Source organism: Wolbachia endosymbiont of Cylisticus convexus, assembly GCF_003344345.1.
In genome coordinates this window covers 1-23,167 of record NZ_QPIP01000003.1, presented here as the reverse complement: position 1 = coordinate 23,167, position 23,167 = coordinate 1, and the positions used below count along the sequence as shown (strand labels likewise).

Annotated in this window: 18 protein-coding genes, 1 tRNA gene and 2 pseudogenes; 15 read left to right on the top strand and 6 right to left on the bottom strand. The window is 35.9% G+C overall.

Annotation, left to right across the window (positions count from 1 at the left end; genetic code table 11):
* Positions 1-217 precede the first annotated feature (217 nt).
* From Wcon_RS00690 to rnc, 3 genes are all read left to right on the top strand, one after another.
* Positions 218-844 (top strand): hypothetical protein, encoded by a 627-nt coding sequence (locus Wcon_RS00690; RefSeq protein ID WP_237349957.1) that lies wholly within the window; start codon positions 218-220, stop codon positions 842-844.
* 72 nt (positions 845-916) lie between these two features.
* Positions 917-1,984 (top strand): quinone-dependent dihydroorotate dehydrogenase, encoded by a 1,068-nt coding sequence (locus Wcon_RS00685; RefSeq protein ID WP_114516838.1) that lies wholly within the window; start codon positions 917-919, stop codon positions 1,982-1,984.
* 100 nt (positions 1,985-2,084) lie between these two features.
* Positions 2,085-2,783: a ribonuclease III gene (gene rnc, locus Wcon_RS00680; RefSeq protein WP_179947446.1), complete on the top strand. Its 699-nt coding sequence runs from the start codon at positions 2,085-2,087 to the stop codon at positions 2,781-2,783.
* A gap of 48 nt (positions 2,784-2,831) precedes the next feature.
* Here rnc and Wcon_RS00675 read toward each other — a convergent pair whose 3' ends face one another.
* From Wcon_RS00675 to Wcon_RS00665, 3 genes are read right to left on the bottom strand one after another with little or no spacing between them, the layout of a single operon-like run.
* On the bottom strand, positions 2,832-3,440 hold the full coding sequence (locus tag Wcon_RS00675) for an SCO family protein (protein WP_114516836.1): 609 nt from the start codon (positions 3,438-3,440) through the stop codon (positions 2,832-2,834).
* Positions 3,441-3,484: 44 nt separating this feature from the next.
* The gene (dnaQ, locus tag Wcon_RS00670; protein WP_047759448.1) at positions 3,485-4,180 is read right to left on the bottom strand and encodes a DNA polymerase III subunit epsilon; all 696 of its coding nucleotides are present in this window, start codon (positions 4,178-4,180) and stop codon (positions 3,485-3,487) included.
* 13 nt (positions 4,181-4,193) lie between these two features.
* On the bottom strand, positions 4,194-4,853 hold the full coding sequence (locus tag Wcon_RS00665) for a Tim44/TimA family putative adaptor protein (protein ID WP_114516835.1): 660 nt from the start codon (positions 4,851-4,853) through the stop codon (positions 4,194-4,196).
* Positions 4,854-5,017: 164 nt separating this feature from the next.
* Here Wcon_RS00665 and secB point away from each other — a divergent pair, with 164 nt between their 5' ends.
* The 10 genes and pseudogenes from secB to Wcon_RS00615 all read left to right on the top strand — a co-directional run bounded on the left by secB (position 5,018) and on the right by Wcon_RS00615 (position 19,275).
* Positions 5,018-5,521: a protein-export chaperone SecB gene (gene secB, locus Wcon_RS00660; protein ID WP_047759449.1), complete on the top strand. Its 504-nt coding sequence runs from the start codon at positions 5,018-5,020 to the stop codon at positions 5,519-5,521.
* Positions 5,522-5,527: 6 nt separating this feature from the next.
* Complete coding sequence (gene acnA, locus Wcon_RS00655; protein ID WP_114516834.1) at positions 5,528-8,113, top strand: aconitate hydratase AcnA; 2,586 nt, start codon at positions 5,528-5,530, stop codon at positions 8,111-8,113.
* A gap of 132 nt (positions 8,114-8,245) precedes the next feature.
* A pseudogene (gene putA / locus Wcon_RS00650) lies at positions 8,246-11,387 on the top strand (bifunctional proline dehydrogenase/L-glutamate gamma-semialdehyde dehydrogenase PutA).
* 168 nt (positions 11,388-11,555) lie between these two features.
* A complete protein-coding gene (locus tag Wcon_RS00645; RefSeq protein WP_114516833.1) occupies positions 11,556-12,197 on the top strand; it encodes a protocatechuate 3,4-dioxygenase in 642 nt (213 codons plus the stop codon).
* Between the two features lie 96 nt (positions 12,198-12,293).
* Positions 12,294-13,796: a leucyl aminopeptidase gene (locus tag Wcon_RS00640; RefSeq protein ID WP_179947445.1), complete on the top strand. Its 1,503-nt coding sequence runs from the start codon at positions 12,294-12,296 to the stop codon at positions 13,794-13,796.
* 239 nt (positions 13,797-14,035) lie between these two features.
* Positions 14,036-14,248, top strand: coding sequence for a hypothetical protein (locus Wcon_RS00635; protein WP_017532424.1), 213 nt, complete (start codon positions 14,036-14,038; stop codon positions 14,246-14,248).
* Positions 14,249-14,253: 5 nt separating this feature from the next.
* A complete protein-coding gene (nuoG, locus tag Wcon_RS00630) occupies positions 14,254-16,302 on the top strand; it encodes an NADH-quinone oxidoreductase subunit NuoG (RefSeq protein ID WP_114516859.1) in 2,049 nt (682 codons plus the stop codon).
* Positions 16,286-17,311: an NADH-quinone oxidoreductase subunit NuoH gene (gene nuoH / locus Wcon_RS00625; RefSeq protein WP_114516831.1), complete on the top strand. Its 1,026-nt coding sequence runs from the start codon at positions 16,286-16,288 to the stop codon at positions 17,309-17,311. The genes nuoG and nuoH overlap by 17 nt, the downstream gene beginning before the upstream one ends.
* On the top strand, positions 17,304-18,302 hold the full coding sequence (gene hemB / locus Wcon_RS00620; protein ID WP_114516830.1) for a porphobilinogen synthase: 999 nt from the start codon (positions 17,304-17,306) through the stop codon (positions 18,300-18,302). The genes nuoH and hemB overlap by 8 nt, the downstream gene beginning before the upstream one ends.
* A gap of 685 nt (positions 18,303-18,987) precedes the next feature.
* The gene (locus Wcon_RS00615; RefSeq protein WP_114516829.1) at positions 18,988-19,275 is read left to right on the top strand and encodes a hypothetical protein; all 288 of its coding nucleotides are present in this window, start codon (positions 18,988-18,990) and stop codon (positions 19,273-19,275) included.
* 7 nt (positions 19,276-19,282) lie between these two features.
* Here Wcon_RS00615 and Wcon_RS00610 read toward each other — a convergent pair whose 3' ends face one another.
* The 3 genes and pseudogenes from Wcon_RS00610 to cutA form a co-directional block, all read right to left on the bottom strand.
* Positions 19,283-19,645 carry a hypothetical protein gene (locus tag Wcon_RS00610; protein ID WP_237349955.1) on the bottom strand — a complete coding sequence of 121 codons (363 nt, stop codon included), beginning with the start codon at positions 19,643-19,645 and terminating at the stop codon, positions 19,283-19,285.
* Positions 19,646-19,846: 201 nt separating this feature from the next.
* Positions 19,847-19,921 (bottom strand) — tRNA-Gln (locus tag Wcon_RS00605).
* Positions 19,912-20,239 (bottom strand): annotated as a pseudogene (gene cutA / locus Wcon_RS00600) (divalent-cation tolerance protein CutA). The gene Wcon_RS00605 and the pseudogene cutA overlap by 10 nt, the downstream one beginning before the upstream one ends.
* A gap of 455 nt (positions 20,240-20,694) precedes the next feature.
* Here cutA and Wcon_RS00590 point away from each other — a divergent pair.
* A complete protein-coding gene (locus Wcon_RS00590) occupies positions 20,695-21,864 on the top strand; it encodes an ankyrin repeat domain-containing protein (RefSeq protein WP_114516825.1) in 1,170 nt (389 codons plus the stop codon).
* A gap of 108 nt (positions 21,865-21,972) precedes the next feature.
* Positions 21,973-22,863, top strand: coding sequence for an alpha/beta hydrolase family protein (locus Wcon_RS11665; protein ID WP_237349954.1), 891 nt, complete (start codon positions 21,973-21,975; stop codon positions 22,861-22,863).
* Positions 22,864-23,167 lie beyond the last annotated feature (304 nt).

Here is a 23,167-nt window from a genome sequence, read left to right as displayed (position 1 = left end):
AAATATTTAAAAAAATAAGATACTATATTCAAAATATAAGCAGTAAATGCCAAAGAGACTAACGAAGGTTTTATTATTGATTGGTTTGCCCTTCTTGCTTACCAGTTGCACTTTCCACTATTTATTAAAGAGCTCTTATACTCATCTTGTACCAAAAAAGTACCCTTCATCCAACAAACAGCCGATTTACGTCGGTACAGCTTACAGTGCACAGACTATGTATAATGCATTATTTAATGACTTTCTGTTAATAGGTAAGTCATCATTCACAGCCAAACATGGGCGTGCTAGTCAATATATTAACTATGGAAGAGAAGTTGGAGCAGATGTAATAATTGTATCATTTCAAAATATGCAAAAGGATAAAGAGCATTTTGGCATCACAGAACAACTATTATGGGACACAAGCTTAACAACATTTCATACAAGAACCATTATAAACTTTGATCAGGATGTACTCTTTCTAAAAAAAATAGGTAATGCAAAAGCTCCATGGGAATATGTTAAAGGGGAGTTCGAGCTTCACGAAAAAAACGATACTGATCCATATCTAGGGAATTGGGTAGGGTATAGAATATGCAAGATTGCAATATATTCTTCAGAAGATGAATATTTAGGATTTGTAAATGAAGATAATTGTAAAGAAAAATCTGGAATAAATAAGATGCTTGCTTGGAAAAATGAGGATGTAAGGTTGCGGATTAATAAACAATCAAAACAGGGATTTTATTTAAATCGAAATAAGATCCCTATACTAATAAAATCTCAAATTAACAAACTTGGCTACCTTGAATTAGTAGATAAAAATACTGATCAAGTTGTGGTTTTCCTTCAGAAAAATTAGTTTTTACTACTCATAGAAACTATATACTTACTATTTCGATAAACCTCAAGCTTTCTAAGTTATTCTTGTTGCATGGTAAAAAATAAACTAAAAATAAGCAAAGTGTTTTACAAAATGATATTACGTAATTTATTGTTTTTACTGCCGCCTGAAATTGCTCACTCCTTGGTAATCACAGCGTTAAAAAAGATGCCCTGTAGGAAACCTATAGAACTACCGAAGTCTTTAAATGTAAACTTTTTTGGTAATAAAATTAGGAGTCCTGTAGGTCTTGCCGCAGGTTTTGATAAAAATGCGGAAGTTGTAAGACCCATGTTCTCGTTTGGTTTTGGGTTTATTGAGGCTGGTACTGTAACTAAACATCCTCAATATGGAAACAAAAAACCGAGAATTTTTCGGTTAATTAAAGATGAAGGAATAATTAATAGATTGGGGTTCAATAATAAAGGAGTAGACTATTTTCTTAAACAGATAAGTGAAACTAAGCTTGGTGATTGCATTTTTGGCATCAATATAGGAAAAAACAGTACATCAAAGGACCAAATCAGCGATTATGTTGACTTAATAAAGATAGTATATGGAAAGAGCAATTATATAGTACTGAACATCTCATCCCCCAACACACCTAACTTGCGCAATTTGCACAATAAACAAGAATTATCCAAATTGTTGAAATCTATCACTCTAACCCGGAAATCAATCGATAGCTCTGAATCCATACCGATAATATTAAAAATATCTCCAGATATAGATCAACAAACAAAAGAAAATATCGCTGAGCTTACACTAGAATATAAAATTGACGGCTTAATAGTAAGCAACACTACGATAAGTAGAGATTCTTACTATAATGAGAGTGGTGGGTTGAGCGGCAGGCCACTATTTCAACTTTCAACCGAGTTATTGAGTGACATGTACAAGCTTACTAAGAGCAGAATTCTATTGATAGGATGCGGGGGAGTTTCAAGTGGTGTTGACGCATATGAAAAAATAAAGGTAGGAGCCTCTTTAGTACAACTGTACACTGCTCTCGTATACCAGGGGCATCAAGTTGTGAACAAAATCAACCTGGAGCTTGCGGAATTGGTAAGAAGAGATGGATTTAGTAACGTTACTGAAGCAGTGGGCTGTATACATTAGGCTGTACATTTTGGAAGTTATTGATATTGTTTTAATAAAGTAGAGCTAATTTTTTAGTGTAAAGGTATGATAGGGAGTGCTTTTCTTTTGAACGATGAATATAAAAATTTTGAACGATACAATATCTAAAGTTATTAATTATAAATTTACAGATCATGCAATATTAGAAGAGGCATTAACTCACCCAAGCGTAAATAAAAGGAATAGCGAAAACCAGATCGTAAGCTACGAAAGGCTAGAGTTTTTGGGCGATAGTGTTTTGAATATGGTTGTATCTGCTATGTTGTTTAAAATGTTTCCTAAAGAAAAAGAAGGAGCATTGGCAAAAAGAAAAACGGATTTAGTTTGTGGCAGTACCATTGCTAATGTTGCTAAAGAAGTAGAGTTAGGTAACTTCATCATCATGAATAATAGTGAACGATACAATGGGGGAAGATGTACCTTAAAAAATTTAGAAAATTCGCTTGAAGCACTAATAGGTGCAATTTATATTGACGGTGGATTTGAGAGTGTTGAAAAATTTATTATCCGACATTGGGAAAAGCTAGCTAAGGATATCCTCGATCCTCCTCAAGATCCTAAAACTTCGCTGCAGGAATGGACTCAAAAAAATAAACTACCTTTACCAGAGTATGAGCTTGTAAAACAAACTGGACCAGCACACAATCCTGAGTTTACTATATCAATTTGCATAGAGAATTATGGCAAAGTTTCTGCATCTGCTTATAGTAAGAAAATTGCTGAACAAAAAGCTGCTGAGTTGATGCTAGAAAAAATTAGAAAAAACGACTTAATTTAAGTAAAATAGTCATTAACATAAATTTTAAGTAAGCTAATAGTTCTTAGTTCAGCTTACATATTTTCTTATCTCAGCCAAAATCTTATCAGATTGACTTTCATCTGAATTTAAATCAGCTACGAAATGTGTGACATATTTTCCTTCAGGGCCAATAAGGTATATTATTGAAGAATGGTTAATTTCCTCTTCTCCACCAACTTTGCTAGCGTATACTTTATACTTTGCAATTACTTCGTCTATTTTTTCTCTTTCGCCAGTTAACATTTGTATTCTGTGGTCAAATTGCTGCTGAAATTCTTTAAGTTTTTCCGTGCTATCGCGTTCAGGATCAACTGTGATAAAAAATGTTTGTAGCTTGCCGTTGGTTCTTTCATCTAATCTTGCAAGTGTTTCTGAAATTATTCCAAGGTTCATAGGGCAAATTCTTTTACATGAGGAAAATCCGAAGAAAATCATCATATATTTATCTTTAAAATCACTACTGCGTACGATCTGTCCATCTTGGTTAATCAAGGAAAAATCCCCACCTATCTCAACTTCTGCGTTGTGAATCGCTGTTGCGGCAAATATGCCTTTTTTAGTGAAATAACAATAACCTAAAAAAACAACCGCTAATGCTATCAATAAACTAGATAATAACCTTATAAACTTTATCATTAAAGCGTCTCCAGTAAAATTAAATCATATCTTGATTAGCTGATTTATTCAATATATTCCTTCCAAAGTGAATTGTTAATTTTGTCTAACAGTTTCTTATGCTCATCAATTTCTTCACTATTTGGTGAGTGTTCTCTGCGAGCTAAATTGCGCACTTTATGCTGGATAAACGTGTAGTTATTGTCCTGGTCACATTCGCTATTAAACAAAAAGGTTTGCAATCCTCCTGTAAGCTCAACATAGACCTTTGCAAGCAATTGAGCATCAACTAATGCTCCGTGCAACTCTCTACCTTCTAGCGATATATCAAAACGCTTACATAATGCATTTAAAGAAGCTGGCGACCCTATGAATTTTTTTCTTGCAAGTGGTAATGTATCTAGCACTCTGTCTGAAGAAATTAACCCAGCATTCAACTTGCCTAACTCCATATTAAGGAACTTAACATCGAACTCAGCATTATGAATTACCAAAATGTTATTAGATATGAAGTCAAGAAATTCAAGTGCAACATCTGAAAATAGTGGCTTATCTTCTAAAAACTCCTCACTAATACCGTGAATCTTAAATGAATGGTAGGGTATATCTCTTTCTGGATTAAGATATCGATGAAATGTTTTACCTGTTGGAATACGATTAATTAGTTCTACACATCCTATCTCAATAATTCGATGGCCAGATCCAGTGTCAAGACCTGTAGTTTCAGTATCAAGTACTATTTCGCGTAACTTACTTCCCATCAATGCAACAACCTTACTTATCGTTTGTTGTTAAATTTTTATCAATACTTGCCTTCTTGTAGTTAATAGAAACAAGCACCCAAGCTGGATCTGATGAATTAATATTTTTTTTGAATTGCCATACATCCTCAACTTTGTTAATAGTGGACATACTGCCTGATATGACATCTCCTTCATTATTCTTAACGAAGTTAATTTGCTCTGAAAGGAAATATACTGCAATAAATATTACGTTTTTTACTAGTTTTATTTCTAAGATCTTTTGTGAAGCGATAGAAACAATTATAGACTCATGTATCTCTTGACGATGTTTAATCTTGTCCACAAAGTTGTTATATAAATCTTTGTCCAGAAGAGATTTTAACTGGGACAAATTTCCTTGGTTAAAACATTTGATTATTAATTCAAAAGCTATGCTTGAACCTTCTATGAAATGGGAAATGGAGAAATCCTTATTTTTTTGTAATATTTGTTCATAAGTAGCTTTTATTGAACTTTTGTTGTTGCTGTAAATGTAATTCTCAATATTTTCTACTACGTTTTCTCCACTTTGACTTACATCCAATACACTAGTTAGCTTTTTTAGATTGAGGTTAGCTGACCTTCCTAAAGAATTATACAAACGTGAAAAAATAAACGCCGCTAGTAAAGCATATATTGCAAGCTCTATCATAATAGCTTAACCCCTTGGTATATAAAATATCTGAATATTATTAATTATTGATAAAAATATGTTTTTCATATTCACCTATAGTCAAGTTTGCTATTCGTTTATAAATCAATATATTATATAAGAAAGTATTAAACATCTCAACTTAATTAAAGGAGACGTAAGAAATGTTACAACATAAAATGAAAATTCATGGTCAGTATGTCAAAGATTTTTCGTTTGAGAATCCAAATTCGCCATTCCTTCCTTCTAGTAAAGCTCCCGATATTAATGTAATGGTTAATATTAATTCAGCAAAATTAGAAGGCACAGAAAACAAAAAAGAAATAAATGAAGAAAAGCCTTTTCATGAAATTACTTTGCATATAGAAGCCAAAGCAACGATAAAAGATGAAGATGTGAAAGATGGTATAGCTTTCATTTGTGAGGTAAAGTATTGCGGTATTTTTTCAATAGAAAATTTGAAAGAGCTGGGTAAGGAAGAGGTTAGACAAGCTTTGTTTATTGGCGGACCTACTTTTCTTTTCCCTTTTGCAAGAGAAATAATCGCAAGAGCTACAAGTAGTGGTGGATTTCCTCCACTTATGCTAGATCCTATAGATTTTGAAACTATGTATCGGCAACAAAGTCAACAACAAAAAAGTAATGCTAGCAATTCCAATTTTAACTAGTACAGGATGAACAATTCTTTAAATGCAAAAACGACTTTAAATGTTGATAGAAAGTCATATAGCTACTTTAGCCTAAGTAGCGCTGGTAAATTCTTAGGAATAGATTTAACCAAATTGCCTTGCTCACTCAAGGTATTGCTTGAAAATTTATTGCGCAATGAAGATGGAGTAAACGTAAAGCTGGATGACATAAGAGTACTAGCAGACTGCGTCAATAAACACACTAATCACGAAATTAGCTATAAACCAGCAAGGGTGTTGATGCAAGATTTTACAGGGGTTCCTGCTGTCGTCGATTTAGCTTCTATGCGGAGCTATGTAAAGCAAAATGGAGGAAGCCCGAGTAACATAAACCCATCTGTACCGGTTGATCTTGTGATTGACCATTCTGTTCAAGTAGATAGTTATGGAAGCACTTCCGCATTCAGTAAGAATGTTGAGCTAGAAGTAAAAAGAAATTTGGAGAGATATCAATTCTTAAAGTGGGGAGAATCATCCTTCACAAATTTTAGAGTAGTACCGCCAGGTACTGGAATTTGCCATCAAGTAAACCTTGAGTATTTAGCGCAAGTTGTGTGTAATAATGAAGGGGTCATATATCCTGATACTTTAGTTGGTACTGACAGTCACACTACAATGATTAACGGGTTATCAGTCCTTGGTTGGGGTGTTGGAGGCATAGAAGCTGAGTCTGTGATGCTTGGTCAACCAATTAGTATGGTGATTCCAGAAGTAGTTGGATTTAAATTAATTGGCAGATTGCCGGAAGGAGTAACTGCGACTGATTTAGTGCTGACGGTTACCAATATCCTAAGAACAAAAGGCGTTGTTGGCAGATTTGTGGAGTTTTATGGTGATGGGTTAGATTGTTTATCTTTGGCAGATAGGGCAACTATAGCTAACATGGCCCCAGAATATGGTGCAACTTGTGGATTTTTCCCAATTGATCAGAAGACACTAGATTATTTAAACTTAACCGGAAGGCCAAAAGAGTTGGTTAAATTGGTTGAAATTTATGCAAAAGAGCAAGGGCTGTGGCGTAGCAACAACGAATTAGCATTCTTTGATACATTGGAACTTAATTTATTGAGTGTGAAGCCAGTAATGGCTGGTCCAAAAAGACCGCAAGATAAAGTTTTTCTTTCACAAGTGGCAGAATCTTTTTCTAAATCGTTTCCAGTTAATGAGTCAAAGGAAAGCGATGAATTCCAAGATGGAAGCGTAGTTATTGCAGCGATAACAAGCTGCACCAATACTTCAAACCCAAGCGTGATGATTGCTGCTGGCCTTGTAGCTCATAATGCAATTAAACTTGGATTAAAATCAAAGCCTTGGGTTAAAACTTCTCTTGCTCCAGGGTCACAAGTTGTAACAGAATATTTAGAAAAGTCTGGATTGCAGGTAGATCTAAATGCTTTGGGCTTTAATTTAGTTGGATATGGCTGCACAACTTGCATTGGGAATTCTGGTCCACTTAATAGTGATATAGAAGATGATATTAAAAATAAAAACCTAACTGTTGCTGCAGTTTTATCTGGCAATCGTAACTTTGAAGGAAGAATTCATCCATTAGTCAAAGCTAATTACTTGGCATCTCCGCCACTTGTTATTGTATATGCGCTTGCTGGTACTGTGCAAATTGATCTGACAAAAGATTCAATATGCACAGATAAGAATGGAAATAATGTCTATCTCAAAGATATATGGCCAACAAACAATGAAATCGAAGATTGTGTTAAAAATGTGGTAACACGTGAGATGTTCATACAAAAGTATAAGGATGTTTTTTCTGGTGATGAACATTGGCAAAAGATAAAGTGTGAAAAAAGTGAAATCTATAATTGGGATGCAAACAGCACTTACATACAAAATCCGCCTTATTTTGATAATTTATCACCTAAAAATAATAAAATCGATATAAAGGGTGCACAAGTATTGGCGATGTTTGGCGATAGCGTAACTACTGATCACATTTCCCCTGCAGGAAATATTGCCTCAAATAGTCCTGCTGGCCTATATTTAAAGGGGCTTGGAATTGAACCACAGGACTTTAATTCATATGGATCTCGCCGTGGTAACCACAATGTAATGATGCGTGGCACTTTTGCTAACATTAGAATAAAAAATGAAATGGTAAGCATCGAAGGCGGCTATACAAAATATATTCCTTCTCAAGAAATTATGTCGATTTTTGATGCAGCGATGTGCTACAAGGAAGCTCTCATCATTGTGGCAGGAAAGGAATATGGCACAGGTTCAAGTAGGGATTGGGCAGCAAAGGGTACTTTATTGTTGGGGATTAAGGTTGTAATTGCAGAAAGCTTTGAGCGTATACATAGGTCCAACTTAGTTGGCATGGGTGTTCTTCCACTTACATTCCAAAATGGAATAACTAGAAAGATATTTGATGGTAGCGAGGTAATAAGCATAAAAGGTGAAATAGTGCCAGGTGGAAATCTAGAATGCATCATCAAGAGAAAGGATAATTCAAAGCAATCAATTCAACTCAAATGCTGTGTACAAACCGCAACTGAGATTAAATACTTGATGTGTGGTGGAGTGTTGAGTTACATACTTGCACAATCCTTTTGATTTAGTGAAGTTATTACATGGACTTCTTTTAGCCAGCCCTGGTCCCTTCATAAATAATGATTTGCTCTATGCAAAGTTATGATATAATTTTACCTTACATACGGTAACAGAGTGTTTTGCAGATAATTATATATGATTACCTCTATACAAGAACCTAACGAATTGAGAAAACGTTTACAAGGATTTTATCGTACTGATGAGAAAAGTTATGTACGTCGCCTTGTAGAAAACACAGAGCTTTCGGCTGATTCAAAAAATAGAATTTATAATATAGCAAAACAAGTTATTGAAAAGATTAAAGGCAACAAATTAGATGTCATAGATTCTTTCATGCAGCAATACTCGCTTTCCAACGACGAAGGAATAGCACTTATGTGTCTTGCTGAGTCACTACTTAGAATACCAGATGATTATACAATAGACGAGCTAATCAAAGATAAAATTGCCAATCAAGAATGGAGTAGATATTTAGGACATTCTTCTTCATTGTTCGTCAATGCTTCCACGTGGAGTTTAATGATAGGAAGTAGTATATTAAGGAGTAATGAAAGAGATCCAAAATTCTATTACGCAATTTCTAGATTGCTGAAAAATTTAGGAGAGCCAATCATTCGCAAAGCAGTGAAACAAGCAATGTTAATGCTTGGTAAGCATTTTGTTATTGGAGAGACTATAGAGAAAGCACTGGAAAATGTAAAATCAAATGATAATAGCAAATTCTTATGCTCTTTTGATATGCTTGGCGAAGCTGCTCACACAGCTGAGGATGCGGAAGAGTATTTTAATTCATATATGCATTCAATAAAAGCTATAGGTGAATCCACTGATATAGGTGATTGTTTTAAATCGCATGGAATTTCAATCAAATTATCTGCGTTACATCCACGTTATGAATTCAGCCAATTCGATAATATAGCTGAAGAGTTGAGAGCTAAATTGCTGGAACTTTGTCATGAAGCAAAAAAATACAACATTTCATTATGCATAGATGCAGAAGAATCAGAAAGACTTGAGATGTCACTAGTTTTATTCGAGCAATTGCGTCTTGATGAGTCACTTTCCCAGTGGGAAGGGCTTGGCTTGGCTGTGCAAGCGTATCAAAAACGTGCTTTATCTGTGCTTGATTTTGTTGAGGATGTTGCTATCCGATCAAAGCACAAAATTATGGTGAGGCTTGTGAAGGGTATATATTGGGACTCAGAAATTAAGCGTGCACAAGAGCTAGGGTTAAGTGGTTATTCAATATTTACAAGAAAAAGCTATACTGATGTATGCTACCTTGCGTGTGCACAGAAGCTTTTAAGCAAAGTAAATCACTTTTACCCATGCTTTGGAACTCATAATGCCTATACTTTTGCTACTATAATAGAGCTTGCTGACAAAGATCATCCTGGATTTGAGTTTCAGCGCTTACACGGAATGGGTAAGGATTTATATGATTATGCAACGTCAGAACTTGCAACAAGCATCAGTTGTCGTATATATGCACCAGTTGGTAAACACAGTGACCTACTACCATACCTTATTAGACGTCTTCTTGAAAATGGAGCTAATAGTTCATTTGTTAATCAAATAAATGATCCTAATGTTGAAACTGAAGAGTTAGTTTCAGATCCATCAGAAAAAGCTAAAAGGTTGGAGTATGAACCTCATCAAAACATTCCATTGCCACAAGATATTTTTGGAGAGGAAAGAAAAAATTCCTTGGGAATGGATATTAGTGACTCGGTGATAGTTTCACAATTTGCAGATGATATAAAGAGCTTTAATGAAAAAAAAATGGCAAGTTGGACCAATAATTGACGGACAGTCACTTTTTGATGATGCCAAATTTACTGAAGTAGTAAATCCTGCACATTTAGAAAATGTAATTGGGGAAGTGTCAAGTGCAACAAGCGATCAGGCTTTAAACGCTCTTGAAATAGCACATAGTGCTTTTACTAAGTGGCAGAATGTTTCAGCAGAAGAGCGCGCTAAATGCCTTGAAAAAGCTGCAGATTTGCTTGAAGAAAGGATGAAAGAGTTGGTTTACATTCTAATCGTAGAAGCAGGAAAAATTTTATCCGATGCAATAGCAGAAGTAAGAGAGGCAATCGACTTTTTGCGCTATTATGCAACGATAGCAAAAAATGAACTGAATGACTGGAAAAAATTGCCAGGTCCAACTTGTGAAGATAACTTCATCTTTTTTGAAGGCAGAGGAGTTTTCTTATGCATATCACCGTGGAATTTTCCGCTCGCTATCTTCATTGGGCAGGTTTCAGCTGCACTTGCAGCAGGTAATGCAGTGCTGGCAAAGCCAGCAGAACAAACGCCGATTATTGCCTATGAAGCTGTTAAGATACTACACGAAGCTGGGATACCAAAAAATGTACTGCACCTTATTCCAGGGGATGGTTGGTATTTAGGCAAAACATTAGTGCCAAATAACAGAATCTCTGGTGTAGCTTTTACTGGTTCAACACAAATCGCTCAAATAATTAATAGAATCCTTGCTGGCAGGGACGGTCCTATTGTGCCACTTATCGCTGAAACTGGCGGATTAAATACTATGATTGTTGATAGTTCTGCTCTCTTAGAGCAAGTGACTACAGATGTTGTGCTTTCTGCGTTTCGCAGCGCCGGCCAACGCTGTTCTGCACTTAGAGTGCTATTTATTCAAGAAGATATAGCAGAAAAACAGATAAGAATGATATGCGGTGCGGCGCAAGAACTAAAGATTGGTGATCCAATACAACTTAGCACTGATATTGGTCCAATAATTGACAAAGCATCTATCGATATGCTCATTCAACATACGCAAAAAATGTCAGAGGACGAAGATTCAAATCTGTTATTTAAAGTACCCATGGATACAAATTCTCATAATGGTTATTTCTTTCCTCCATATGTTTATGAGATACAAAAAATTTCGCAATTAAAGCAAGAAGTATTTGGTCCTATTTTACATATCATACGTTTTAACAAGTCACAATTAAATGAAGTTATAAGTGATATAAACAATACAGGATATGGGCTCACGTTTTCTTTGCAGAGTCGTATACAAAGTCAAATTGACACTATAAGTAAAAAAATATCAGTTGGAAATGTCTACATCAACCGTAACCAGATAGGTGCAGCAGTTGGGATACAACCATTTGGTGGTAGGGGACTATCTGGCACTGGGCCAAAAGCTGGTGGTCCTCATTATTTACAGCGTTTTTCTACAGAAAAAGTTGTAAGTGTTAACACTACAGCATTCGGTGGTAACACTACACTTATGTGTTTGGATTAATTTGCGGGCCCTAATTTTTCTTACCCCTAAGCTAGACGTTCGTGCAGACAGCGCTAAGATCCGAAAAAGACCAGCTCATGCACTGAAATAAAGCGGTTCCAAAGGAAGTCTTATCTTTAAACAAAAGAAAAAAGCTGCTACAATCTGAATAAAAGCATTATAAATGAAATGAATGTGAAAAATGTCTTATTAGCGCTTTTAGTACAAACGGTATTCAGTTTGCCGCTATTTGCAGCTGATCCTGTTTTGCTCAACTGCATTGAAACTCCAGAAATATATGACCTTGATGCAAGGCCAAAAAATTTTAGCTCTTCAAACAATTTAAGAAGGAAACCTGGTTCTCCAAATAGTGCAACAGGAGAATTAATACACATAGTGGGTAGAATTACTGATATAAACTGTTTACCAATACAAAATGCTGTAGTTTCTATATGGCACGCGAATTCACGCGGCGTGAACCATTACGATAAGAATATAGAGGATGATCCGAATTTTGCTGGATCAGGAAGGTTTGTAGTGAATAATCTTGGCTATTATAATTTTATTACGATAGCACCTGGTAAAATTGGTGATAGAGCTCCACATATTAACTTTCTAGTTCAACATCCAGATTTTCCAGAATTCACAACGCAAATGTTTTTTGCTGACCATAATTGCGATAATTGTGCTGATCCTGTTCTTGAAGATTTTGTTAGTAACGGGCTTGCAAGCCTTCTCATAACACCATTTACTTACAGTGATCAGGTCATAAAAACCTATACGTTTAACATTACCTTGGGCGGATATAATAAGTTCTCTAATAAAAGATAAAAACCCTTGCATGTAAGGGAGTCCATAGTAAACTTGAGTGTTATTGTACTTAGGATGTATATGAAAAATATCTTACTGATGTTTTTGCTATGTTTTATGTACAGTTTACAATTATTTGCAACGGAGATGCCAGCAATGAAAATAACAATTTCTAAAATTTCGCCCAATTTTAAAACAATAGTAATGGGTTTATTTGAGGACAACGAAACCGTAAATGATGGCGGGGTTTTGCAAGGAAAACAAATCATAGATAATATAAAGCAATTTAGCGATTTCAATGGAAGTTTTGGTGAATTTTTCTCTATTACTTTGCCAGAAGAAAAAAATGTCATAGTTATTGGACTTGGGAAGAAGGATGAATGGAATGAAAATAAAGAATTAAATATTGGTGGTAAAATATATTGTGAGCTAAGCAGATTAAAAATTAAGAAAGCAGCGGTTTTAATCGAAGGTAGTGTAGCAAATGTTGCATATGGTGCATTTCTGCGTAGTTTTAAGTTTGATAAGTATAAAACTAAAAAGGATGAGAAAACTACAGAGGTGGAGGAGATTACCGTATTAGTAAAAGATGAGCAATTAAGTAATGTTGAAAGATCATTTGAGCACTTAAGACAAGAAGGTGAGAGTATATTCCTCGCGCGCTCTTTTATAACAGAGCCTCCTAACATTCTATATCCAGAATCCTATGCTGATCATATAAAAAAAGAACTTACTAAGCTTGGCCTTAAAATCGAGGTGCTTGATAAAAAGCAGATGGAAGAGAAAAAAATGGGAGCCTTGCTTGGAGTTGCACAAGGAAGTAGTAAAGAACCAAAATTAGTAGTGATAAAATGGAATGGAGCTGCTAAAGAACAAAAGCCAATTGCTTTTGTTGGTAAAGGTATAACGTTTGACACTGGTGGAGTATCGCTCAAACCTTCACGTGGTATGGAGTCGATGAAATATGATATGGCAGGCTCTGCTACTGTGGTCGGGGTGATGCATGCTTTAGCAGGACGAAAAGCAAAAGTAAATGCAATTGGCGTGGTCGCACTTGCAGAAAATGCAGTGGGTGGTAATGCTCAAAGACCAAGTGATGTAGTAACTTCAATGTCTGGACAGACGATAGAAGTGTTGAACACCGATGCAGAAGGAAGGCTCATACTTGCAGATGCTTTATGGTATACGCAAGACAGATTCTCACCAAAATTTATGATTGATCTTGCAACTTTAACTGGTGCTATAGTGGTTGCACTTGGAAATAACGAATATGCTGGTCTTTTTTCAAATAATGATGAATTAGCAAACCGTCTGATTGATGCAGGAAATGAAGTAAGTGAGAAGTTATGGCGTTTTCCTATGAATGAAACTTATGACAAAATTATTGATTCACCGATTGCTGATGTTCAAAACATTGCTCCTGCAGGCTCTGGTGGAGATAGCATAATGGCTGCACAGTTTTTACAGCGTTTTGTGAATGAAACTTGCTGGGCACATTTAGATATCGCAGGCACTGCTTGGCACGAAAAAGGTACTGACATTTGTCCAAGAGGAGCAGTAGGTTTTGGTGTAAGGCTACTTAATAAGTTGGTTAAAAAGTACTACGAAGCCAATGATTAAAGGTCTTTATACTGGATTTATGGCTTGGCTACATGAACGTTTATTTTCGAGGCGCAGCAAATGAAAGTAGCTGATACATATTTCTTTTTTTCTGGTCAAGCACTGGAATGATATCAAGGGGTAACTTTTTATTTAAACAATAATTACAAATAAGAGATTTATTGAAATTTTAAAGTTATTAAATATTGACGCTATATACTTAAGTGTTAAAATAAAATGAGAAGTTTTTAGGAGTTTATATGGCAGCAGGTGGGAAAGCAAAGACAGCTAGTAAAAATAACCCTACTCAGCGTAAGAAAGCCGAGCAAAAAATGTATAAAGATAAACCGGTAAAACCTGTTAGATATATAGATCGTGACTCGCGCATGAATTATATGTCTGCTCAATATGACAACGGCAATCTGGTTGAAGATGAGATAAGCGGCAATCCTATAAAGTGGGAAGCTGTATAATAGTTGTGGTTAAAGTTACTATTAATTCTAAGGAATGTGAAGTAGAGTATGGGCTCACTATAATTCAAGCTTGTGAAGTCGTGGGCGTTGAAATTCCACGTTTTTGTTATCATGAGCGTTTAGCAATTGCTGGTAACTGCAGAATGTGTTTGGTTGAAGTCGAGGGTGGACCTCCAAAACCAGTAGCCTCTTGTGCAATGCCAGTTACAGAAGGGATGGTTATCCACACTGATACCCCTAAGGTTAAAAAAGCACGTGAAGGTGTGCTTGAGTTTTTGCTAATTAACCACCCGCTTGATTGCCCAATTTGCGATCAAGGTGGTGAATGCGATTTGCAAGATATCACGATGACTTATGGGAAAGGAAACAGCAGACTTGATGAGCATAAGAGGGCTGTGCAAAAAAAACACTTCGGACCACTGATTGAAACTGCGATGAATAGGTGCATTCATTGCACTCGGTGTGTTAGGTTTTTGTCCGATGTTGCAGGTACAAATGAACTTGGAGGAATCGGAAGGGGAGAAAATGTAGAGATTAGCACTTACATAAAAAGGCATATTAGTTCTGAATTATCCGGAAATATCATAGATCTCTGCCCGGTAGGAGCTTTAACTTCAAAGCCTTACTCCTTTACGGCACGTTCATGGGAGCTATCACACTGCGAAACTATAGATGTGCTAGATGCTGTGGGAAGTAGCATTAGAGTTGATTATCGTGGCCTGGAAGTTATGCGAATATTACCAAGGCTGAGCGAAGAGGTAAACGAAGAATGGATATCAGATAAAACCCGCTTTGCCTACGATGGACTAAAAGTTCAGCGTCTTGATCGACCTTATGTAAAAAAAGATGGTAAATTAGCCCCAGTTGATTGGAATGAAGCATTAACTATTGCTGCAAAGAAATTAAAGAATACAAAATCAAATAAAATAGCTGCAATTGCAGGTGATTTAGCAGATTGTGAGTCTATGCTTCTACTCAAAGAAGTGATGCAGAAGCTCGGCTCGGGGAATATAGACTGTAGGCAAGATGGTGCAAAGCTTATACCAAGTAATCGTGGGTCATATGTGTTCAATACCACTATTGAAGGTATAGAAAATGCAGATTTGTGCCTGCTTATAAATACAAATCCAAGGATAGAAGCACCGATCATTAATGTAAGATTGAGAAAGAGATATTTACAAAGTGGCTTCACTATTGCAAGTGTTGGTCCTAATATTGAATATCTATATAATGTTGAAAGATTAGGTGATGACCCAAACATTCTAAACGAGATAGCAGAGGGAAATCATAAATTCTGTGAGTTACTGAGTGCGGCTCAGAATCCTATGCTAATTATCGGTCAAGATGCGTTGATAAGAGACGATTCTGAATCAGTTCTAGTTCTAGCTGGCAAAATTGCAGAAAAATTTAACATGGTCAGGGATGACTGGAATGGCTTTAATGTGCTGCATAAAGCTGCAGCAAGAGTTGGTGGGCTAGATATTGGGTTTGTTCCTAAAAAAGGCGAAAGGGATATTAATCAAATATTGCAATATGCAGAAAGTGGTGAAATAGAAGTTGTTTATCTTCTTGGTGCAGATGAAATTGATACATCAAAATTAGAAAATACATTCGTAATTTATCAAGGTCATCATGGTGATAAGGGTGCACATGTAGCAGATGTTATCTTGCCTGGTGCTGCATATACAGAAAAATGTGCAACTTATGTAAACACTGAAGGTCGAGCGCAAAGAACAAATTTAGCTGTCTTTCCTCCTGGTGAAGCAAAGGAAGATTGGTTGATTATTAAAAATTTATCCCAATATTTGGGCCTTTCCTTATTATACGATAGTTTATTTTTTGTGAGGAAGAAATTAGACGCTATTGGCCCACAATTTAGAAATGCTGACCAAGTAGTAAAAAATAAATGGGTATCAATTGCCTGTGATGAGATCAAATTAAGTAATATCCCTTTCACTCTAAAAAATTGTAATTTTTATATGACGGATTCAATAAGTCGCGCTTCAAAAATAATGGCAGATTGTACTAAAGCTTTTTATGAACACGCTAGTTAATATTTTATTTATTTTAGTACCGCTACTACTTTCAGTTGCGTACTTGGTATACTTTGAGCGTAAGGTTATTGGTGCAATTCAACTGAGACACGGCCCAAGTGTAGTTGGACCTTTTGGGCTATTGCAGCCATTTGCAGATGCTATTAAGCTACTGATTAAAGAGCCGATAATACCATTTAGAGCGAGCACCATACTGTTCATTATGGCTCCAATGCTTACCTTTATCTTGGCATTAATTGCCTGGGCAGTTATACCGTTTGGTGCTGAAGTAATTGTAGAAAATGGCCAGCAAGTAGTGATTCCTCAGGTTATAGCAAATATTAATGTTGGAGTGCTTTATGTGCTAGCTATATCGTCGCTGGGAGTATACGGCGTAATTATTGCAGGCTGGTCAAGCAACTCCAATTATGCATTCCTTGGCGCTATACGGTCAGCTGCTCAGATGATTTCATATGAAGTTTCAATAGGCTTAATAGTTGCTACAGTTGTTGTTACAACTGGTACGTTGAACCTTGGAGAGATGGTGGTAGCGAAACACAATATGCCATTTTGGGTTGATTTACTACTAATGCCTATAGGAACAATATTTTTTATTTCTTTGCTTGCAGAAACTAATCGTCACCCATTTGATTTACCAGAAGCTGAAGCAGAGCTTGTCTCTGGATATAACGTTGAATATTCATCCATGCCTTTTGCCCTCTTTTTTCTTGGAGAATATGCAAATATGATTCTAGCAAGTGCTATGATGACGATATTCTTTCTAGGAGGATGGTATCCGCCGCTGGAGTTCAGTTTACTTTACAAAATTCCAGGTTTAATTTGGTTCGTTTTGAAGATAGTTATACTTTTATTCGTATTTATTTGGATTAGAGCAACAATACCTCGTTATCGATATGATCAGCTAATGCGCCTTGGTTGGAAAGTATTTCTACCAATATCAGTGTTTTGGGTGATACTCATTTCAGGGGTGTTGCTCTTTACTGGGAATTTGCCTGGATCCAATGTTTAATTTTCCAAATACAAGATTAAGACGCAGGCGCTTGAGCAAATGGGTTCGCAATTTAACAAGTGAAAATAGTTTATCAGTAAACGATCTGGTTCTTCCTCTGTTTGTTCACGACAGAGAAGAAATAACTGAACCAATTTCTGGCTTACCAGGCATAAAGTGTTATTCAATAGATGAATTAGTGTCTATAGTTAAGGAAGCTAAAGATTTAGGAATTAATGCTGTTGCAATTTTTCCTGTAGTTGATAGTAAACTAAAATCTGAAAACGCTGAGGGAGCATATAATTCTGACAACTTAATCTGCAAAGCAATTTGTGCTGTAAAATTAAAGGTACCTGAAATTGGTATTATTGCAGATGTTGCATTGGATCCATACACTATTCATGGCCATGACGGCATTTTAAAAGGCAATCAGGTGGATGTAGAAAATGATGAAACTGTATCAGTATTGTGTAAGCAAGCGCTTGCTCTAGCGAAAGCAGGATGTGATATAGTTGCTCCTTCTGATATGATGGATGGTAGAATAGGAAGAATCAGAAAATCATTAGATGATAATAACTTTCAAGACGTATTAATATTATCTTATGCGGTGAAATATTGCTCTAGTTTCTATGCTCCATTCAGGCAAGTCGTTGGTTCATGTGGGCTATCACATTCTATAGACAAAAGTGGTTATCAAATGGATTATAAAAATGCGCACGAAGCAATGTGCGAAATTGAAATGGATATAAATGAAGGTGCAGATTTTATTATGATTAAACCAGGCATGCCATATTTGGATATTATCAAAACAGCAAGTGATAAGTTTAATTTTCCGATTTTTGCTTACCAAGTAAGCGGTGAGTACGCAATGATAAAAGCTGCTGCAAATAATGGCTGGCTAGATTATGACAAGGTGATTTATGAATCTTTGATTGGTTTTAAACGTGCGGGTGCAAGTGCAATATTCACTTACGCTGCACTTGATGTTGCAAAAAATTTGGTATCTGCTTAGCAGTGTGGGACATCTAAATAGGCAGTTGGCTGAAGCTACTTGACAAACCTCGCTATTTTTCTTACCATGAAAGTGAAGCTATATTATTTAACTTCCCAATCTGTGCAGATTAAAATGACAAGAAGATTTGTATTTGGCGTACTATTTTTGCACTATGTGCATCCTATGTCTTTATAAAAATTTTGGGTTTTTCCCTACACAAGCTGAAAAACGCTGTTTAAGACATCACCTAACGTCAAATTTTAAAATAAAGAGTGAGCTACTCCGGGGATTCTTTGCCTTTTTTTAATTAGTAAATTTATTGTATCTGTTCAGATACATGGCTAATGTAAAAATACTGAAACCAGTGCTCCCTTTCTTGTCATGCCAGTGCTTGACACTGGGATCCAACTAAGTTGGTAAACACTTTACAACGTTTTTTGTGCAAAAGGACTGGATGCCAGTGTCACGCACTGGCATGACACCCATTTGTTCCTATAGTTGTCTTTTCTCGTCTACCTTGTTTTGCCACTCTGCTGAACAGATACAATTTATTAAATATTTATAGCTTACATGAAACAATAAATGGCGTCGTCCAGATTTGACACTGACTGTCATAAAGGCTTGCATGACACTCGTTTCAGCAGACAACGTTCGCACAAATTCCCTATTTCAAATCTTAATTTTCAACTTAAAGAGGTACATAATGTCAAATAACTTCAATTTTAAAGAATTTTTTCACCATTACGAAGCAAATAGTACTTTAGATGATATACAACGGTACTGTATACTGTGGCAATCAGTGATAGCACAGGCAATGGCTGATGCAGCAAGTAACTGTAAAAAAACAGAAAGCTTGGTAGAGAAACGTAAAGCAATTTCCTGGCTATCAGACTTTAGTCAAGATTTTGTTGAAACATGTATACTGGCTGACTGTGATCCGTTATACGTAAAAAACAAAATACAGCCAATTTTAAAAGGCCTTACTAGATAAAACCTTTTTAATGAGGTTTACCCCTTTCACCAAAAAAAATATCATGTAATCTTTTGTCTATAGCTTCCTCTATATCTTTGATTAATATCTGCTTTATCATGTTCACTTTCTGTTCCGCCTCTTGAAAATTATTGTTACCATAATTGTTCTTATTACTATAACCATAACTACTACCATTTGGTTTACTACTCTTTTTTCTTCTTGCGCTAAGTATCTGAAATATCTTTTCCTTTAAAAAAGACTTCCAGCCTGTGCTAGGAAATAATTTGTAGAGAAAATGCGGAATAAGGAACGCTACTAATATTCTAATAGAAACTCCATAACCCAAATCACCTCTATTTTCATAATACCATTTTAAATATTGATACAAATGGTAAAATGCATTTTTGAAAGAGCTAAATTCTACAGCATACCAAAAGCCATTGGTGAGAAACATGAGCATAATGCTGGATGTATAAAGATACATCGTGAAAAGAAATAGCTTTACAACTATATCTTTCAAGCTGCCCAGTATGTAATTTAACAACCTTAATTTATAAAAAAGTGATATCATTTCACACACACTTCAATATGGCTGGGGTGGAAGGATTCGAACCTTCGCGTGGCGGTATCAAAAACCGCTGCCTTACCACTTGGCTACACCCCAATATTGTTTATATCAATAACATTATTAACCCAATTAGTAAAAGATTTACTCGCTTTTCCTACGGGTATTACCGCAATAGCTGGTTGATCATAAGAATGCATTGCTTCGATTTTTTCTACAATCTCATCAGTTTGATCATTCCTGCTTTTCATAATTGCCGCTACTTCACAACTACTATTAATTTTACTTTCCCATAGATACAGAGAATTTACTTCAGGAAATATATTTACACATACAATTAACTTCTCGTTTAACAATTCTTCAGTTAGCCTCTTTCAAGCTTGAAAAAGTTATATAGACTAAAACTAAATTGCTCATTAAACGCCACATAAATGCACTTTCACTATACTCCACTTAGATTTATTCATCAAGAGAAAATAAAAGAGACTTCTCCAGTACTTGACACACAGCTGTACAGAAATTGAAGATGTCATCCGAGTAGCTGACACACAGCTGTACGAAAATTATCCGTAAGGAAATGTCATCCAAGTGTTTCCTTCTGCTGTCATTCCAGTGCTTGACACTGGAATCCAGCCTTTCTTACCAACAAAAACTTAGCATAACTTTCGTACTCAAAAAATTCCTGGATTCCAGCGTCACGCGCTGGAATGACATCTTCTTGAATCAAAATGTTCGTACAGCTGTGTGCTTGACAATAGAATTTGGCGAGTATAAAAGTAGCTAGCTCTTTGCGTGAGGAAGAGCTGCAGCTAGTTTGTTGCAAGGAGACGTTATGAATAGAGATCAGCAAAAAAAAAGCCATAGCTTCAGGAATGAGATTTTATTGGAAGACAATATTTACATATATTAAGCAAGGCGACAAGGAAAGTGCAAAAAGACTTGCAGAGCGTTGTATAAAGGAAAATAAATGGGAATCTAAAGAAGTTTATGGTTACTTGCTAGCTGTAGCTGCTGAGCAAGGAGAAGTTGACATTGCCGAATTTTTTAAAGATCAAGGTGCAAACCTTGATTGTGAAGTCTGTCATGGAAGGACACCACTCTGGCTTGCTATGCAATATCAACACAATCAAATGGTTAAAGCTCTAAAAGAGTGGGGAGCACGAAAGGACACTCATGATATTTTTGGTTCCCCTTCTAGAAGTCATTATATTCCTCCTCCTTTCTCTGTTTTGGCAAAAAGCACCTGTCAAAAGGGAGAGATTAGGGATAAGATGGGATTATATTGGCAGGATATATTTTCATACATTAAACAGGGTGATAGAGAAAGTGCAGAGAGAATGATAGAAAATCTTATAAATAGAAATAAATGGGAGTCTAAAAAAGAGGAAATATATGGCTGCTTATTGGTTATTGCTGCCACTCAAGGTGAGATCCAAGTTGCTGAATTCTGTAAAAATCACGGAGCAGATCTTGATTATGTAAGTTATGGTGGGAAAACATCGTTGTGGCTTGCTAGAGTAAATGGAAAAAATCAAATGGTTGAAGCTCTTGAAAAATGGGGCGCACGTGGAGATACTGATGAGTATTGTGGTAAATCTTCCTCTGATTTAACAAAGCCAGATTATCGTAAAATAGAAGGTTTTTGTCATAATATACTCTCTGAGTGCTTTAAGAAAGGTTTAAGCAAAGAAAATTTAGCAAGGACAGTAGAAGATTTTGTGCGAAACAAAGGATATAGGATTAAGGAAACATACGGAGAACTTCTCTTGTGTTCTGTCGCCAGACGTGATATCAAAATTGCTGAATTTTGTAAAGACAATGGAGCAGATCTGAATTATAAAGGCCATTCTGGAAGAACACCATTAGAGGTAGCTGAGAAATTTAAATATTGTGAAATGGTTGAAATTCTTGGAGAATGGGGAGCACGTAAAGACAATAAGTTTTGGAGTAAGTTGCCTTCTTCGAGTTTAAAAGACCCTAGTTGTAGTGAACAAGAAAAACAAAAAGGATGTACGAAGAAAACTTCATGCAACTTGATGTAAGTAGATCTTGCAAGCATTTTAAGATTGTCATTTCGCTAGTTAATGTAAAAAAAGCTTAGCGAAATTTTAATAATAGTATATAATTGATAGTGTTCTATAAAAAGGATGATGCCCAATACTAAAGGAAACGAAATACATCTTATATTCTTTCATGGATTAGGAGACGATTATGAAAATGCAACTGCATTCTGTGAAGAGATGCAATCTGAGCTCATGCACCCCCACGGTAAACCTAATTTTCACACTCATGCACACAAATACCCTGCTGCATTTCAAAATTATATACCTTATGCCTTAGCCAGTCTCGTATGTTTAGGAACGTCCATATTGCTACCTGCTGTAATACTACTTACCAATCGAATAACAGCTAGAACAGCCCTGTTGGCAGTCTTAGCAGCTTTAGCTTGTGTTTTTTTATCTATGTTGCTACTCATGATTCCTTTTCTAAATAAGAATCAAAGCTTATCTAAGTCTTCAATAGAGCAAATTAGTCAATTAATAGATAAAGGTGTAAAATCCGAAAATATTGTACTTTTCGGTCATTCTTTTGGAGGAGCAATTGCATCGGAAGTGTTAAGGCATTTTGCGAATAGAGATGTTAAACTTGGAGGCATTGTTTTTACTAGCGCCTTTAGTTCTTTTCATACAGCAGTAAAGCATTTTCCAATGCCTCAGACGAAAATTTTGAGTATACTGCCTTCATTCCTATTAAAAGGAATTCTAAAGGCCCTCAATTTAGAATTTGACATAGTAGATAATTTGCGAAAGTCACAAAATGAGAAAATGCCAATAGTGGTTATTAACCACGCAGGAGACCGCTTAATACCATTGCCTGCACAGTTGGCAAATGCGATAAGAGGTGATCCATTATTAAATGGTAATCTGATTAAGATTCATGATGATCTGTGGGGTTCTCATAATGACACTTTGGATAGTGGCAAACTTACTAAAGAATTAAAAGAAGTGGTACTTAGTAAAGTTACGTCTAGAACGCGTTAACTTTTCTGCCGCTTTTTTTGGCTAAGGTCACATTTCATCTTTATTACGTATAAAATTACATGTATCTGTTCAGGGGAGTGGCTAATGTGAAAGCCAGTGCTTCCTTTCTTGTCATTCTAGCTTCCATAATGTCATCCGAGTAGCCTTTATCTTGTCATGAAAGTAGCTGACACTGGAATCCAGCTTTCATCAGAAACATTGATTACTTTTATACTACGTAAATTTAACTGGATGCCAGTGTCTGAGCATTGGCATGACACCACCATAAAGGAACCAGTGGTCAGCTACTTGAATGACAAGAAAG

What these genes read in the sequence shown, in the direction of transcription:
- Wcon_RS00690 (WP_237349957.1), top strand. Translation starts at nt 218, where the DNA reads ATGTATAATGCATTATTTAATGACTTTCTGTTAATAGGTAAGTCATCA.
- hemB (WP_114516830.1), top strand. Translation starts at nt 17,304, where the DNA reads ATGTTTAATTTTCCAAATACAAGATTAAGACGCAGGCGCTTGAGCAAA.
- Wcon_RS00675 (WP_114516836.1), bottom strand. Translation starts at nt 3,440, where the DNA reads ATGATAAAGTTTATAAGGTTATTATCTAGTTTATTGATAGCATTAGCG.
- Wcon_RS00640 (WP_179947445.1), top strand. Translation starts at nt 12,294, where the DNA reads ATGTACAGTTTACAATTATTTGCAACGGAGATGCCAGCAATGAAAATA.
- Wcon_RS00685 (WP_114516838.1), top strand. Translation starts at nt 917, where the DNA reads ATGGTAAAAAATAAACTAAAAATAAGCAAAGTGTTTTACAAAATGATA.
- dnaQ (WP_047759448.1), bottom strand. Translation starts at nt 4,180, where the DNA reads ATGGGAAGTAAGTTACGCGAAATAGTACTTGATACTGAAACTACAGGT.
- nuoH (WP_114516831.1), top strand. Translation starts at nt 16,286, where the DNA reads ATGAACACGCTAGTTAATATTTTATTTATTTTAGTACCGCTACTACTT.
- Wcon_RS00615 (WP_114516829.1), top strand. Translation starts at nt 18,988, where the DNA reads ATGTCAAATAACTTCAATTTTAAAGAATTTTTTCACCATTACGAAGCA.
- acnA (WP_114516834.1), top strand. Translation starts at nt 5,528, where the DNA reads ATGAACAATTCTTTAAATGCAAAAACGACTTTAAATGTTGATAGAAAG.
- Wcon_RS00645 (WP_114516833.1), top strand. Translation starts at nt 11,556, where the DNA reads ATGAATGTGAAAAATGTCTTATTAGCGCTTTTAGTACAAACGGTATTC.
- Wcon_RS00635 (WP_017532424.1), top strand. Translation starts at nt 14,036, where the DNA reads ATGGCAGCAGGTGGGAAAGCAAAGACAGCTAGTAAAAATAACCCTACT.
- Wcon_RS11665 (WP_237349954.1), top strand. Translation starts at nt 21,973, where the DNA reads ATGCCCAATACTAAAGGAAACGAAATACATCTTATATTCTTTCATGGA.
- Wcon_RS00665 (WP_114516835.1), bottom strand. Translation starts at nt 4,853, where the DNA reads ATGATAGAGCTTGCAATATATGCTTTACTAGCGGCGTTTATTTTTTCA.
- secB (WP_047759449.1), top strand. Translation starts at nt 5,018, where the DNA reads ATGTTACAACATAAAATGAAAATTCATGGTCAGTATGTCAAAGATTTT.
- Wcon_RS00590 (WP_114516825.1), top strand. Translation starts at nt 20,695, where the DNA reads ATGAGATTTTATTGGAAGACAATATTTACATATATTAAGCAAGGCGAC.